Source organism: Paraburkholderia adhaesiva (assembly GCF_021390575.1).
Lineage (GTDB): Bacteria > Pseudomonadota > Gammaproteobacteria > Burkholderiales > Burkholderiaceae > Paraburkholderia > Paraburkholderia adhaesiva.
This window is the reverse complement of sequence record NZ_JAJEJQ010000005.1, coordinates 269,137-284,264: the sequence shown is the minus strand read 5'-3', so window position 1 is coordinate 284,264 and position 15,128 is coordinate 269,137. Positions and strand designations below refer to the sequence as shown.

Here is a 15,128-nt window from a genome sequence, read left to right as displayed (position 1 = left end):
GCCTGCCCGATGTACTCGGCCGGTTCCTGCAGGAACATGGCAACGTGAACATCGAATTGCGCGAAGCGCCCAGCAACGAGATCGTGCGCAGCGTGGCGGAAAATCTGGCGGATATTGGTATTGTCGCGGGCGACATTGATCCGGGGCAGCTCGAAATGCTGCCGTACCGCAACGACCGGCTGGTGCTGGTCACCCGTACGGATCATCCGCTGGCCCTGCGGGAGTCGGTGCGCTTCGCCGAAACGCTCGACAACGATTTCGTCGGCCTTCCTGAATCGACCGCCATCCATGCGTTCGTTCAGCAGGCCGCGAACGCTCTCGGCAGACGGCTCAGACTACGCATCCAGGTCGCTTCGTTCGAAGCGGCCTGCCGTATGATCGCCGCGGGCGCTGGCATCGGCATCATTCCGGCGTCGATCGCCTGGAAGCTCGCCGACAACATGGATATCGCTCCCATAGCGCTTGATGACCCGTGGGCCGAGCGGCGGCTCAACCTCTGCGTGCGCAACGTGGAGTCGCTGCCGCAGTTTTCGCGTAGTCTTCTCACGATGCTGGCATCTGGCGACGCGTGATATGACACCCCGTTCAACCCTCATGATCCCGACGATGCAGCTCCATGATCCTTTCTGCAGTGAAATCCGCGATGAAATTGCCGTTCTGAAAGACGCCCTGGAACCGCTGTCTGCACAGGGACGGCTGCACGAGGTCCTGGAAATCGGCTGCGGTACCGGCGAAATGACGCGGCGCATCGCCGACACGTGGCCCGACATCAGCATTTGCGCGCTGGAGGTCGACCTGATCCAGCTCGAGAAGAACCAGCAGCGCAATCGGCACGATCGCATCACGTATCTTCACGGACCTGCCGAGCACACCCCGTTTGCGGCGCAGACGTTCGATGCAGTGCTGATGTTCAAGTCGCTGCACCACGTACCTGCGGCATTGCTCGATCGGGCACTGGACGAAATTCATCGCGTGCTGCGTCCGGGCGGGGTCGCTTACTTCGCTGAACCGGTCTTTGCCGGAGAGCTAAACGAAATCATCCGTCTTTTTCACGACGAGGAAGAAGTCCGGCAGCTGGCATTCGACGCACTTGTGCGCGCGTCGGGTGACTCACGTTGGGGCAGTGCAGGAGAAATTCACTACCGGGTTCCCGTCCGGTTCATGGACTTTGCCGACTTTGAGCGCAAGGTCATGCGCGTCACGCATAGTGATTTTGGGCTCACGCCGCAGCGCGTCGAACAGGTCCGACGCGCATTTGAGGCACACATGACGGACGACGGCGCTCATTTCGTGAGACCGATGCGCGCCAATGCGCTCATCAAGGCCATGCCGGAGCAACAACGCTGACGCGGCCGTGACTGTACTCCAAAATTCAGCATTTCAATCAGGCAGCTTTCCAGCGTAATCGTATCGGTGGCCCGTTAGCGACGGCAGCACGACCGTCAATCGCAAAAAAAACAGGACGCCGACATGGCGCCCAGTTGAAGTCATGGAGTACGGCTGTCTGATCAGGCCTGCGATTAGCAGAATAGTCAGACAGCCGTTCACGCATCAGAAAGGCTCCGCATATCAAACGGAGCTTGCATCTCAGAAGGTATGCTGGATACCGACACCGTACGTGCTGCCGGACGGATGCGTGGAAATCTTGTCATACGAGTAGATGCCATACACCTGCGTGCGTTTCGACAGGTAGTACGCATAGGCAAGCGAACCGGTGTTGTGCACCGTATTCTGCTCCTTCGGCGCAGTCTGTCTGGTGAGTGCCCACTCGGCCAGCACGGCCGACACTGCGGTCACCGGGATCGACACGCCGAGCTCGTAAGTGTGCGATCCAACCTCGGATGTCGTCGTGTTGGTGGTTTGCATGGCGCCGTAGAACTTCGCAAAGTTCGCGTCCCAGGTCGCACCCGCGAGATAAAGATACTGATCGGCCGTGGGTGCGGCAATCGCGGCCCTGACCCGTTGTGCAGACAGGGCAACCTGCAGCGGGCCATTCTTGTACATCAGATGCAGGCCAAGATTGTCCCGCCCCTGACGCCCTGTTACGGTGCTCACCGAGTACTGCGCGACGCCCGACAGACCAGCGAAAGAAGGGGAGTAGTAACCGATCGTGTTGCCCCAGACCGTATCGCCCAGTACCGTGCCGTTGTAGCCCGCCACATACGACTGCGTGATGAGCGGAGAGAACACGACCGAGGAGCCGAACGGGTTGAGCATCGACTGGTTCAGGTAGGTCTGCGTCGTCTGCAGGCCAAGCTTGAGCGTGCCGTAAGCGTCGTTGGTCACCCCCACATACGAGTTGCGCGAGAACAGCCCGTCCGTCGTGTTGCGCCCCATCTGGCCGGTGTTGGGCCGGAAGAAGCTTTCCAGTGCGAATATCACCTTCGTGCCGGCGCCAATGTCCTCCTGTCCACGAATGCCCCAGAACGACGTAACGAGCCCGCCACCGCCCATCTGGACCGTTCCGTGCGGCGTTGAACTGAGCTTCGACTGGTCGACGTACATGCCGATCAGCCCGTACATCTGGACTGAAGAAGACCCCAGATCGGGCATTGACTGGGCGTAAGCTGCGCCCCCAACCATCAACGCCGCTGCGGCAAAGGTCATTTTCATGCCGGCATGGGGCCGGGCCGCAAAATATTTGATATTCTTTTTCATTTGTTATCCTGACTAATATTTTCGGTCACCCTGCGGTAAACCAGAATTGCAGGGGGACGCTATTGCGGTGGACTTTGAATCGGACAGGTCGCACCACTGCGAGAAGTGATGGAAGAAGGGTCTGCTCTCAGCCCATCGCGCCTTTTGTCTCCGGCGTAAGCAGCGCGACAGCGAGATAGACAAGACTGACCAGCCCGCATGTCGCTGCCAGCGTGACGGCCAGCGCACTGGCGTCGCTGGTGATCAGCGACACGAGCGCCGGCATCGAGCCGCCAATCGCGAAGCCGATGTTCCACGACACGGCAGTTCCGCGTGAGCGCAGTTCGGTGGGGAACCGCTCGTTAAGCACGATCAGCAGCGGGGCATAGCAGAACGTGCCGATGGCGCTGAGCGCAATCGCGTAGGCGGCGATCGCGCCCGTTGTCTGTGCGCGGCCGAGCCCAAGATAAAGCAACGGGATGGACACCAGGGACACGGCGCCGCAAAGCAGCATGCCGCGGCGCCGGCCGATGCGGTCGGTCAGCGCGCCGGACAGCACGGATGAAGCGGTGACGCAGACTGCGGCGCAGCTCATGATCAGGCCCAGTTCCCTGTGCGGTAGCTGATTAACGATCTTCAGAAACGTGGGCAGATAGCCCGACGTCAGATACGACAGTCCACCGCCCGTGAGCGTGAGCAGGACGCATCCAAGCGTCACGCTGGCGAAGCCGCCACGCAGGATGCTGCGCTCGTCTTGCTGGGCCTGCGGTGCATGGCGTCGCTTGGCAGCCAGCGCGAGCCACAACGGAGACTCGTGCAGACGCGAAAACACGAACAGGCCGAGCAGCGAGCTGACGAGACCCGAGAAAAACATGAAGCGCCAGCCCCATTCGGTGAACAGCCGGTCAGGAAACACAAAGCTCACCAGCAGGAACACGAGCGAGGCGAAGAGCTTGCCGATCCCCGACCCGCCGCCAGTGATGATTCCCGAGGCGAGCCCCCGATGTTCCGGGCCGATCGATTCGGTACCCAGCGTATGCGTGGCCGCCACCATCCCCCCCATGAACACGCCCTGCACCAGACGCAGCAACAGGAAGAGAAGAGGCGCTGCAATGCCGATTGTCTGGTAAGCGGGAACGAGGCCCATCAGTGCAGTGACGACACCCACACCCACCGAGGCGATGACCAGGGTCCGCTTGCGGCCATGCCGGTCGGAGAAGCGGCCAAACACGTAGCCGCCAACCGGGCGCATCACCAGTGTTACCGTAAAGGCGGCGTACACCGCAGCCAGCGACAGCATCTGGTTCGTCGAATCGAAGAACACATGCGCCAGGATCGGCGTGACATAAAGAAGGATGAAAAGATCGAACAGATCGAATGCCCAGCCAAGACATGACATCGCAACGGCCTGGGACTTCTGCATGGGAGTCAGCACCAGATCGGCTGCTCCTGCGGGAGGGGGATGCACGGGTGAGTCTCCTTTGTTTTGAATGATGCAGCGGGGGCATACCTGCCCCCGCTTCAGTGCATGCCTGTCGATCGCGGCGGATCCGGCATGCGGTAAGCCCTTTACCTCTCTTCGGGCCAGTAAAGGCGTATCGGGTTTTCCACCAGCAGCTTGCGCTGCAGTTCTTCGGTCGGCGCGATGTGCGGGATGAAATCGACCAGCAGCCCGTCGTCAGGCATGTGGCCGGTCAGGTTCGGATGCGGCCAGTCGGTACCCCACAGAACGCGATCCGGGAACGCTTCGACAATACGGCGGGCGAATGGCACGACATCGCGATAAGGCGCACGCTGACCATTCAGGGCCGCGGGACCGGCAACGGTGAGACGCTCCGGACAGGTCACCTTGGACCACACGTTCGGGTTCTCGCGCATGAAGCGCACAAAGAGCTCGAACTCGGGACCATCGACCGGTTTCGTCACGTCCGGACGTCCCATGTGGTCCACGACCACGGTGGTCGGCAGCGACGTGAAGAAGTCCCACAGTTCCGGCAGATCCGGCGCCTCGAAATAGATCACGACATGCCAGCCGAGCGGGGCGATGCGGTGGGCCATTTTCATCAGCTCATCCGCAGGGGTGAAATCCACCAGCCGCCGGACATAGTTGAATCGCACGCCGCGTACGCCCACGTCGTGCAGGTGCTGCAGCTGCGCGTCCGTGACGTCGGAAGGCAGCGTAGCGACGCCCCGTGCGCGCTCGTCTGAATGGATCAACGCATCAATCATTGCGCGGTTGTCGGCCCCGTGGCACGTCGCCTGGACAATCACGTTGCGCGCAAAACCAAGGTGATCACGTAGCGCGAAAAGCTGTTCCTTCGAGGCATCGCACGGCGTGTACTTGCGTTGCGGCGCGTACGGAAAATCCTCGCCCGGGCCGAACACATGACAATGTGCGTCGACAGCACCGGCGGGCAGGGCGAATTGCGGCCGGCTCGGGCCTTCAAACCAGTCAAGCCAGCCCGGTGTTTTCTGGAAGGGTCCGGACGCGATGCGGGATTGCGTGGTGGACATGTGCGATTCCCGTTCAGTCAACATAGCGCAGACCTGCCTTCGCCAGCGGCTCGCGCATACCGTACATGTCGAGTCCCAGCACACCACTGGCGAGCTTTTCCCGTTTGGCCGCCTCGTTGGCCTCGCGTGCGGCGGCCGCCTCGAGTGTCTGCTTCGCGATCGCGCGCGGCACGCAGACCACACCATCGTCGTCGGCGACGATCACGTCGCCTGGTGTCACGAGCGCGCCAGCACACACCACCGGGACGTTCACGGAACCGGGCGTGGCCTTGATCGTCCCCTTCGCGCTGATAAAGCGGCTCCAGACCGGAAACTGCATCTGCGCGAGGGTCTGGACGTCGCGTACTCCCGCGTCGATCACCAGCGCACGCGCGCCGCGTGCCTTGAAACTGGTTGCCAGCAGGTCGCCAAAATAGCCATCCGAGCATTCGGACGTCACGGCCGCGACGACGATGTCGCCAGGCTGGATCTGCTCGGCCACCACATGCAGCATCCAGTTGTCGCCCGGTTGCAGCAGGACGGTGACCGCGGTGCCGGAAACCTGGGCGCCTGCATAAATGGGTCGCATATACGGCTTCATGAGGCCAACACGGCCCATCGCCTCGTGCACGGTAGCGCTGCCGTAGCGCGCAAGTGCGTCGGCAGTTTCCGGCGCAGTGCGCTCGACGCGTCGATGAACAATGCCAAGTTCAAACATCCTGCGTTCCCTTCCTCTTGAGTGCCGCGTCAAGACGCGGATAGACACGACGCGCGTTGCCTTCGTAGACCTTGTACCGCTCGCCGGCGGTGAGGTTGAGCGTTCCCTCGATGTAGCGCCGCGTGTCGTCGTAGTAGTGGCCGGTTTCCGGATCGATCCCGCGAACCGCGCCGATCATCTCCGAGGCAAACAGGATGTTGTCGACCGGAATGACTTTCGTGAGCAGGTCGATACCGGGCTGGTGATAGACGCAGGTATCGAAGAAAACGTTGTTGAGCAGATGTTCCGTGAGGAGCGGCTTTTTCAGTTCCTGCGCGAGCCCGCGGTACCGGCCCCAGTGATAGGGCGCTGCGCCGCCACCGTGCGGGATCACAAACCGGAGTGCCGGAAAATCCCTGAACAGGTCGCCCTGAACCAGCTGCATGAATGCCGTCGTGTCGGCATTGATGTAGTGCGCCCCCGTCGTGTGGAAGCACGCGTTGCACGAGGTCGAAACGTGAATCATCGCGGGGACATCGAGCTCGACCAGCTTTTCGTACAGGGGGTACCAGTGGCGGTCCGTGAGGGGCGGCGAAGTCCAGTGACCACCCGACGGATCCGGATTCAGGTTCACGCCAACAAATCCATAGTCCCTGACGCATCGCTCGAGCTCCGCAATGCAGGAGCGCGGATCGACACCGGGTGACTGGGGCAGCATGGCCGCGCCGATGAAGTGATCAGGGAAGAGGGTCGAGACGCGGTGGATCAGTTCGTTGCAGATTGCCGCCCATGTGCTGCTGACACTGAAATCGCCAATGTGGTGCGCCATGAAGCTAGCGCGCGGCGAGAACACCGTGAGATCCGAACCACGCTCGCGCATCTTCCTGAGCTGGTTGCCTTCGATACTCTCACGCAGTTCATCGTCGGTGATCCTGAGCTCCGATACCTTTGGCATCTGTTCCGGAGCAGTAATGCCGGCGATCTGGCGATTGCGCCATTCCTCGAGCGCCTTTGGTGCTGTGGTGTAGTGACCGTGTATGTCGATGATCAAAGGGAATTCCTCATGAAGGGGAGTGCGATCGCTCACGCGGGCTCCATGCCGTGGCGATGCTTGAGTTCGCTTGTGATGGGTGAGCGCAGGACCTGAAGCAGGTCACGGGCATGTCCGGGGTGTGTCGCGCTCGAGCAGAGCGCAGCTGAAAACGTCGTCACGATGGCGCAGTCGTGCGGCATCGTTCCGAGCACGTCGATGCCAGGCAGATTCATGAGTTCGCTAAGCTGCTGAAAGCCCAGTTCGACGACCCCATCCGCAACAAGCTGACCGACCGGTACGCCCGCTGGAGCCAACACGAAACGATGGGCAACCAGATCGGCGATGCCCCAGGCGGCAAGCAGGTTCATGAGGGCCGCACCGCTGGGTCCGGTGGAATATCCGATGCTGCGCGCGGCGAGTATCGCTTTGCGCACTGCCTTCCCGTCATGAATCGGCGGGTGATGTGCGTCAGCACGTACTGCTACAGCAACGTTCGAGCGGACAACGTCCGTCTTGCTGTCGCCCAGCACATGACCGCTTGCAATCAGTGCGTCAAGTGCATCACTTGCGAGCACAACGAGATCGAAAGGGTTCCCTTCGCGCACAAGTCGCGCAGCGTCGACGCCGCCAACAGACCGGAAATGAACGTCGATACCACATTGCTCGTGGTAGAGCGTGCTGATATCAGCGAGGAGCAGGCGGGTCGCCATCGACGAGATACCGGAAAGTCTCACGTCGGGACGAACAGAAGTGGCAAGGTTTTCCATGGCCCGATTCTGGCCATCGGGATATGCGTTGCCTAGTACAACGATCCTACTAGCTGTTATAACGATTCGGCATGGGAGACCAGGTCCCGCAGCAATCGAGAGGTCTGGCGCACGAGCCGGCTGGCAGGCTTGTGCGCGGATTCCGCGAGACATAAGGTGCTGGTCAGCATGGGATCCCTGAACGGGCGCAGCGTGAACGCTTTCGGTCGGTCCGAAGCCGCAAGCGCCGTCTGGGTCAGTACGGCATGACCGTAGCCAGCGTCGACCAGGTCAAGGATTGACGGAACACTCGATACTTCAAGTGCGATATTCAGCTTCAGCCCGGACATGGCAGCCTGGGTGTCGAGAAGCCGGCGCATCGCGTGGGTGTGTCCGGGAAGAATCAGGGGATAGTCGGCAAGCTGGGAAAAAGGCAGGGGTTTGACTTTCGCGTCACCACGCGCCGCGCGGCTCACGAGGCCAAGTGCCTCGTCAAGTACGGGCGTGATTGCGATGGCAGGACTGGATTGCGGATTGTGGATCAGGCCCAGATCCACCCGGCCCATCGCAATCCATTCGACGAGATGGGTAGAGAGCCCCTCGACAATGGCCAGCGAGGCGGCTGGCAATTCGCGACGGAAAGTATCAACAAGGAAGGGGGTCAGACGGCGGGTCAGGCTTGGGGGCAGACCCACCACGATGTGTCCGGAGGGCTCGTCGCGCGCGGCTTCGATATCTTCAGTGACGCTCGCAACAAGCTGGAGGATGCTCATGCCGTGGTCAAATAGTCGCTTGCCGATCTCGGTCAGCACGACGCCGCGTCCATTGCGGATGAGCAGTGTGGTGCGCAGGTCCGTCTCCAGTAGCCGCACCTGACGTGAAAGCGCGGGCTGGGTCATGTTCAACTGCATGGCGGCCTTGCCGAAGCTACCGAGCTCGGCGACACGAACGAAGTATTCCAGTTGCTTGAGATTCATTTTTCTTTTCGCAAGAGTGGGCGCTCCTGACTACTTCACAGGGCGCCTGCTTGAGTCGTTGTACTGATCTGTTTGAGCTTCTTTCTCCACGGCGACGTCTGTACCTCGCGTGGCATCTCATATTCATATAACGCGACCAGTAAGAATTTCCATCGAACTCGAATTAAAGACAAACCCTACGGGGCGTGCGTGAAGCGTACCGCACCAGAGCTCCGCTCCCCGCACGCCAGGCTCCCGGCAATCAGCTCTCCCCGCAAAGGAGCACCGGCGCGCCATCCAGACGCCTCCTGTCCACCTGACCAACGTGATTGCCCCAATCATTCTAGTGATTGATTTGCGCAATTTTCTACGCGGGATTACACTCAGTCCTGATCGACTCGATCATTTTGAGATAATTTCCTTGCGCGAACCAATCATCGCGACGAATAAAGCTAGGAGACATGCATGGTTCAGATTCCAATCAAGCGCTCGATCGAACGCATCCCCGGCGGCATGATGATCGTGCCGTTGCTGATCGGCTCGATGGTGGCGACGTTCCTGCCGGGCATGCCGAAATTTTTCGGCTCGTTCACCAGTGCGCTGTTCACGGGTGCGCTGCCGATCCTCGCCGTCTTCTACGTGTGCATGGGCGCGGGCATCGATGTGAAGGCCACGCCCTACCTGATGAAGAAGGGCGGGGCGCTGCTCGTCACGAAAGTCGGCGCGGCCATCATCGTTGGCGTGATTCTTGGGCATTTCCTTGGCGAGCAACCCATCTCTTCCGGACTCTTCGCGGGCATCTCGACGCTCGCGGTCGTCGCTGCGATGAACGACACCAACGGCGGCCTTTACATGGCGCTGATGGGCCAGTACGGCCGCTCGGAAGACGTGGGTGCCTACACGCTGATGTCGCTCGAATCCGGGCCGTTCCTGACGATGGTGACGCTTGGTGTGGCGGGGCTCTCGGCATTCCCGTGGCAGACCCTGGTGGGCAGCATCCTGCCGCTCGCGCTGGGCATGCTGCTTGGCAATCTGGATCGTGAGATGCGCGCCTTTCTTGCGAAGGCGGTCCCGGTGATGATTCCGTTCTTCGCACTGGCACTCGGCGCGGGTCTTGACCTGCACAAGGTCTGGCAGGCGGGAGTACTTGGGATCGGACTCGGCATCGCGGTCGTCATCGTAACGGGCATCCCGCTGTACTTCGCTGATCGCCTGACGGGTGGTACGGGCGTCGCCGGTGTGGCCGCGGCCAATACCGCAGGTAATGCGGCCGCGGTGCCGGCTCTCGTCGCCGCCGCGAACCCGGTCTACGAGCCGGCAGCGCAAAGCGCAACGTTGCTCGTCGCGGCGTGCGTCGTTGTCACCGCGATCCTCTCGCCGATCCTCACTGCGTCCATCGCGAAGCGGTACCAACAACGGCAGGCTAGCGCTGGAGCGAGGGTTGGAATGGAGAATCAGGCGGAACGGGTCCAATGAAGATCCTGATCATTGCGGACGACCTGTCGGGTGCTGCGGACTGCGCGATTGGCTTTGCGGGTGCGGGGCATCGGACGGTTGTCACGCTGGAAGCGACGCACACGCAGGCACACGAAGACGCGGACACCATCGCCGTCGACACCGATACGCGCCGTCTGTCGCCTGAAGAGGCGTCGGCGCGCACGGCGGCCGCATACGCGGAAATGAGCATGAGCGGCCAGCGTCTTTACAAGAAGATCGATTCGACGCTGCGCGGCAACTGGGCGGCCGAAGTGGCAGGGCTGCAGGCACTCGCAGGCATGGCCATCATTGCCCCTGCGTTTCCGGCCACCGGGCGCACGGTGCGGGACGGCCGGGTCTACGTGCATGGTGAGCCCCTGGAGCAGACAGCAACATGGCAGCTGGAGCACGCCGGCCGCTGCGCGGACATTGCCTCGCAGCTGACGCGGGCAGGTCTCGCGTCCGAGCGTCTGGACGCAGACGCCTTTCGCGATGACCCGCAGACGCTCGCGACCCGTATAGAGGCGAAGGCCGCCCGAGGTGTGCAGGCGCTGATCGTCGACGCACAATCCGAACAGGCGCTGCGCGCACTGGCACATGCGACACTGCGAAGCAGTGCGAATTTTTTCTGGGTCGGCTCGGGCGGTCTCGCGCGGGAGATAGCTGCACTCGATCGGCGCGCGCGCGTGTGTAACGATGCCAGGACCACGGAATTCCCCGGTGGCCCGATCCTCATTCTCGTTGGCAGCCTGTCCGCCGTGAGCGAGCGACAATGCGCGATGCTTCGCGAGCGCGGCGGCGTTGAGGAGCTGATCGTGCCGCCAGTTGTACTGCGCTGGGGTGCCAGCCATCCCGACTGGAGTATGTGGCAACGCCAGATTGCCGTATCGCTGCGCTCGGGCCGCGATCTGCTGCTGCGCATTGGACGCGACGATGCGTTTGATCCAGCTGAAGGCATGCAGCTCTCCACAGCACTCGCTGCGCTCGTCGAACCGCATTTCACGAAGACCGGTGGTCTGATCGCCACGGGCGGCGAAACCGCGCGGGCAATGCTTGCGACCGCGAAGATTACCCATCTGCATCTGCTGGCCGAAGTCGAAGCGGGCGTGGCAGTCGCGCGTCCGCTCGATGCCACACGCGAACATCGCCCCGGCATCGTCACGAAGGCAGGGGCCTTCGGTACCGACCACGCGCTGTACGCGGCGTGGCTGACCCTGCGTAACGAAACCGAACCGGACGTCGCACCGCATTGACGTCCGCGAATGAACAGAAGCAAACCCTGAAGTCCAAAGAGATCAAATCATGAGCAACTATCTTCCTGTAATCGGCATCACGATGGGCGATGCAGCTGGCGTTGGCGCGGAGGTCGTCGTCAAGAGCCTGGCGCATGCGTCCGTCTACGCGCAATGCCGTCCGCTCGTGATCGGTGATGCAAAGCGCCTCGAACGCGCCAACGATATTGTCGGCGGCCAGATGAAGATTCGCCGCATCGAGGATGCTGCGCAAGCGCGTTACGAGCAGGGCACGATCGACTGCATCGACCTCGGGCTGATTCCCGAAGACCTGCCGTTCGGGCAGTTGTCGGCCGTCGCGGGCGATGCAGCCTATCAATACATCAAGCGCGCAGCCGAACTTGCCCAGGCCGGCAAGATCGATGCGATCTGCACGGCGCCCCTGAACAAGGAAGCGTTACATGCGGGCGGCCACAAGTATCCGGGACACACGGAAATGCTCGCGCATCTGACCGGCGTCGACGAGGTGTCGATGATGCTCGTCGCGCCGCAGCTGCGCGTGATCCACGTGACAACACACATCGGCATCATCGACGCAATCCGCAAGATCGAGCCGGGCCTCGTGCAGCGGACCATCGAGCGCGGCCATGCAACGCTCGTGAAGGCGGGTATCGAGAAGCCGCGCATCGGCGTGTGCGGGATCAATCCACATGCAGGCGAGAATGGCCTCTTTGGTTATGGCGAGGAAGAAGAGAAGATCATTCCGGCGGTCAAGCTGCTGCAGGAGCGAGGCCTGGACGTGACCGGTCCGTTGCCAGCCGACACGCTGTTCTTCCGCGCCGGCCGGGGCGACTTCGATCTGGTGGTCGCGATGTATCACGACCAGGGACACGGTCCGGTGAAGGTGCTTGGCCTCGAAGCGGGAGTGAACGTCACGGTCGGGCTGGAAGTGATCCGCACGTCCGTCGATCACGGCACCGCGTTTGACATCGCAGGCAAGGGCGTCGTCGATGAAGGCAGCATGCTCGAGGCCTTGCGCCAGGGCGCGGAACTGGCCACGCGTCGTCACTGAAGCAACGGACAGGCGTGCAAGGGGTCAGGTAAGATGAAGCCCCCTGGTTAAAGCCCCTTGCGACGCAGCTGACGAAGTGAAAAAGACGACCGAACGCCATCAGGCTATTCTTGAGTTTGTCCGTACCCGGGACGCGAGTGTTGAAGAGCTGTGCGCGGCGCTGGAGGTGTCGGAAGCGACGGTCCGGCGCGACCTGACCGTGCTCGCGAAGCAGCGCCGGCTCGTGCGCACTTACGGGGGTGCAACCGCGCTCGTTGGCATGCACGAACCCGAGGCCTCGCTCGAGGAGCGTAAGTCGGCGCAAAGCGAACAGAAGGAAGCCATCGCACAGGCGGCCGCCGCCCACGTTCGCGATGGCGATACCGTGCTGCTCGACGGAGGCACGACCTGTGCCGCGCTCGCGCGCCATCTGTCCACGCGTGAAAACCTGCATGTCGTGACGAACAACCTGCTCGCGGTGATGGCGCTCGCCAACGCGCCGGGTGTGCGGCTCACCCTGATCGGCGGCGAACTGCGCAGTTCGAGCATGAGTACGCTCGGGCCGCTGGCTGAACTCATGCTGGGCCGGCTGACCGTTGATGTCGCGTTCCTTGGTGCAGACGGGGTCGTCGCAGAATTCGGCCTGTGCGAGGCATCTGCCCAGCAGGCGTGGCTCAAGGAATGCATCGTCGCACGAGCGGCGGAGGTGATCGTGCTCGCCGATTCAGCCAAGCTTGGCCGCGCGCGTCAGCAACACTGGACACCGCTGCTGCGTGACTGGCGGCTCATCACTTCGGCACTGGCCGACGAGGCGACGCTGGCGCCGTTTCGCGAGCGCGAAGAAGTCAGCGTCGAGCTGGCTTCGGAAGTGAGACCACCGGCCATCCCCTGAAAACGCACCGGAACCGAACCGGTAGGGCACGTGGAATAATTACGGCAAACAGGTGATCTTGTGCGATACGGCTTTTGCTTTCCGGAAGCCGGCACAAAGAGGAGGATTTGCCGCATGAGAGAAGTTCCCGCTCTCCTTGCCCAGCTAGCGGATCTGAATGTGCGCATTGAAGACGCACGCAGGAAAGAGGTCGATGCCGCCATCGCGACATGCCGCGAACTGATCGAGACGTTTGAGCTGAGTGCGTACGACGTCGGACTGGTACCGACCCAGGTGATTCCAATGCCAAGGCACATCACCCGCACATTTGGGCCGGCACGCGTGCGCGACCCGGCCCTGCCGAAATATCGTGATCCCGCAACGGGTGAAACCTGGTCCGGGCGTGGCAGGCCACCCAGCTGGATCCTTGAGCAGGATCGCGACGAGTTGCTCATCCGGTAAGCTCGATCCGGCCATCGGTCAGTCTCGAGCTGCTACTTGCCACGGACATCATGCTGGGCCAGCGGTGCTGCTGAATGCACTGTTACACTTGGGGTTTCTGCCCGTCCGCCTGAACAATAATCCATGATGCCCGCGGCCGTTGATCTGAACACGCCCCTCGCCATCGAGTCGTCCTGGTTTCAGGATGCCGTCCCTGTCGATCGTGACAATGTTGATCCCGATGACCTGCAGGGGTTCGAGGCGATTGGCGACGAGACCATCACGCAGTTGTGTGGCGCACCCGCTGACGCGAACATTGAGCTTGGGTTCGATGGACAGACCTTGATTTTCGAGGTCATCGGCTCCAGCTATCTCGTGTCGACCAATACGGTCAGTTTTCACGCCGACCAGAACGGCGAGCCTTACCTCTACGTCGATTTCGTGCATCTGCGCGAAGATGCGCCGCCCGGACTGGCCGCCGTGATGCTCTGGCGCATGGTGCGCGCGTGTGCCACCCTTAAAATACCCCACATCCGGCTCCAGGCGGTCGGCGGCAGGAACCGCCCATCGTTCCCTGATGGCAGCCGGCTACTGGGTTACTACGCCTGGCCGCGCTATGGATTTGACGGCCCTGTGCAATCGGAATCTGATACGGCCCTTTTTCAGTATTTCCCGCATTTTCCGGCCGGCCTGGCCGATGGATCGCTGAAATCGCTGCTGGATCTCTTTGCCCAGCCGGGCGGGAGACAGTTCTGGCTCGTCGGCGGCAAGCAACGCGACCTGGTATTTGAGGTTGCGCCGACAAGCCGGTCAGTGCAAACTTTGCATAGCTATCTGCGTGAAAAGGAGTTTTTCTAATGACATCCCTCCGTCGGGACCAGACAGGCGCACTTCGTGGCGCCAGGAAGCGCATGCGTGCTGCGTCCGGTCGCCTCGGCTCGGCGAGGTCGGACACTCCTGCCCAGAATCTGGCGGGTAGCGCACCAGAACCGCATCCGGTCGAGAGAACAGGAAGGGGCGATTTCATCGTCAAGGTAATCAGTCCCGCCGGTCCACCGAGGAAAGTCGCCAGACGCGATTTCAAGAGTTTCGGCTTCAAGTCCCCGAAGGCACTGGACGAGCGGGTGATGGAACTCGAACGCAAGGTTGAGCTGATGCGAACCGGAGCCCCTCAATTCTTGGAGGTGTCCACATTGGTTGAGCATGGCGGCCACATTGGCGACCCTGTCTGGCCCGGATCCTTTGGGGGAACGACTGTCCAGAAGAATCAGGCACCCCGACAGCCAACACCGTACAGGCTCGACGGGCCACTCGATCGCAGCCGGATGACCGTCAAGGCCACCGATCCGGCGACGCTCAGCAAGGAACGTGGACGGACGATAATGACCCGTTTCGGGCTCGATCCTGATACGGAAGAAGAGTGATCAAACGGGGGGCTGCGGCCCCCCGGTTTTTTTTGCGCCTCCACAGACGCGACTTCACGGTCCCCCATCCC

16 protein-coding genes are annotated in these 15,128 nt (G+C 61.7%); 9 read left to right on the top strand and 7 right to left on the bottom strand.

The features are described 5' to 3' along the window. Both L0U80_RS31485 and L0U80_RS31480 read left to right on the top strand, forming a co-directional pair. Positions 1–572: LysR substrate-binding domain-containing protein (locus L0U80_RS31485; RefSeq protein WP_233875698.1), on the top strand; the 572-nt coding region annotated here is incomplete at its 5' end. Positions 573–594: 22 nt separating this feature from the next. Next, the gene (locus L0U80_RS31480) at positions 595–1,347 is read left to right on the top strand and encodes a class I SAM-dependent methyltransferase (RefSeq protein WP_233875655.1); all 753 of its coding nucleotides are present in this window, start codon (positions 595–597) and stop codon (positions 1,345–1,347) included. Between the two features lie 240 nt (positions 1,348–1,587). Here L0U80_RS31480 and L0U80_RS31475 read toward each other — a convergent pair whose 3' ends face one another. The 7 genes from L0U80_RS31475 to L0U80_RS31445 form a co-directional block, all read right to left on the bottom strand. After that, positions 1,588–2,658 carry a porin gene (locus L0U80_RS31475; RefSeq protein ID WP_267955040.1) on the bottom strand — a complete coding sequence of 357 codons (1,071 nt, stop codon included), beginning with the start codon at positions 2,656–2,658 and terminating at the stop codon, positions 1,588–1,590. A gap of 127 nt (positions 2,659–2,785) precedes the next feature. Next, complete coding sequence (locus L0U80_RS31470; protein ID WP_233875652.1) at positions 2,786–4,105, bottom strand: MFS transporter; 1,320 nt, start codon at positions 4,103–4,105, stop codon at positions 2,786–2,788. Between the two features lie 101 nt (positions 4,106–4,206). Next, a complete protein-coding gene (locus tag L0U80_RS31465; protein ID WP_233875649.1) occupies positions 4,207–5,151 on the bottom strand; it encodes an amidohydrolase family protein in 945 nt (314 codons plus the stop codon). A gap of 13 nt (positions 5,152–5,164) precedes the next feature. Next, complete coding sequence (ligK, locus tag L0U80_RS31460) at positions 5,165–5,848, bottom strand: 4-carboxy-4-hydroxy-2-oxoadipate aldolase/oxaloacetate decarboxylase (protein ID WP_233875634.1); 684 nt, start codon at positions 5,846–5,848, stop codon at positions 5,165–5,167. After that, positions 5,841–6,878 (bottom strand): amidohydrolase family protein, encoded by a 1,038-nt coding sequence (locus L0U80_RS31455; RefSeq protein WP_233875778.1) that lies wholly within the window; start codon positions 6,876–6,878, stop codon positions 5,841–5,843. The genes ligK and L0U80_RS31455 overlap by 8 nt, the downstream gene beginning before the upstream one ends. Positions 6,879–6,910: 32 nt before the next feature. Then, positions 6,911–7,627, bottom strand: a complete 717-nt coding sequence (locus L0U80_RS31450) for a substrate-binding domain-containing protein (protein WP_233875603.1) — start codon at positions 7,625–7,627, stop codon at positions 6,911–6,913. A gap of 56 nt (positions 7,628–7,683) precedes the next feature. Continuing rightward, positions 7,684–8,583 carry a LysR family transcriptional regulator gene (locus L0U80_RS31445; RefSeq protein ID WP_233875587.1) on the bottom strand — a complete coding sequence of 300 codons (900 nt, stop codon included), beginning with the start codon at positions 8,581–8,583 and terminating at the stop codon, positions 7,684–7,686. A 444-nt stretch (positions 8,584–9,027) separates the two neighbouring features. Here L0U80_RS31445 and L0U80_RS31440 point away from each other — a divergent pair, with 444 nt between their 5' ends. The 7 genes from L0U80_RS31440 to L0U80_RS31410 all read left to right on the top strand — a co-directional run bounded on the left by L0U80_RS31440 (position 9,028) and on the right by L0U80_RS31410 (position 15,057). Continuing rightward, the gene (locus L0U80_RS31440; protein WP_233875584.1) at positions 9,028–10,038 is read left to right on the top strand and encodes a 2-keto-3-deoxygluconate permease; all 1,011 of its coding nucleotides are present in this window, start codon (positions 9,028–9,030) and stop codon (positions 10,036–10,038) included. Next, complete coding sequence (locus tag L0U80_RS31435) at positions 10,035–11,291, top strand: four-carbon acid sugar kinase family protein (protein WP_233875581.1); 1,257 nt, start codon at positions 10,035–10,037, stop codon at positions 11,289–11,291. Before L0U80_RS31440 ends, L0U80_RS31435 begins: the two co-directional genes overlap by 4 nt. 49 nt (positions 11,292–11,340) lie before the next feature. Then, positions 11,341–12,342 carry a 4-hydroxythreonine-4-phosphate dehydrogenase PdxA gene (pdxA, locus tag L0U80_RS31430; protein WP_233875578.1) on the top strand — a complete coding sequence of 334 codons (1,002 nt, stop codon included), beginning with the start codon at positions 11,341–11,343 and terminating at the stop codon, positions 12,340–12,342. A gap of 76 nt (positions 12,343–12,418) precedes the next feature. After that, positions 12,419–13,213 (top strand): DeoR/GlpR family DNA-binding transcription regulator, encoded by a 795-nt coding sequence (locus tag L0U80_RS31425; RefSeq protein WP_233875566.1) that lies wholly within the window; start codon positions 12,419–12,421, stop codon positions 13,211–13,213. Positions 13,214–13,327: 114 nt separating this feature from the next. Further along, positions 13,328–13,654, top strand: coding sequence for an H-NS histone family protein (locus L0U80_RS31420; RefSeq protein WP_233875563.1), 327 nt, complete (start codon positions 13,328–13,330; stop codon positions 13,652–13,654). A gap of 123 nt (positions 13,655–13,777) precedes the next feature. Then, on the top strand, positions 13,778–14,491 hold the full coding sequence (locus L0U80_RS31415; RefSeq protein WP_233875559.1) for a hypothetical protein: 714 nt from the start codon (positions 13,778–13,780) through the stop codon (positions 14,489–14,491). Positions 14,492–14,544: 53 nt separating this feature from the next. Beyond that, on the top strand, positions 14,545–15,057 hold the full coding sequence (locus L0U80_RS31410) for a hypothetical protein (RefSeq protein ID WP_233875556.1): 513 nt from the start codon (positions 14,545–14,547) through the stop codon (positions 15,055–15,057). Positions 15,058–15,128 lie beyond the last annotated feature (71 nt).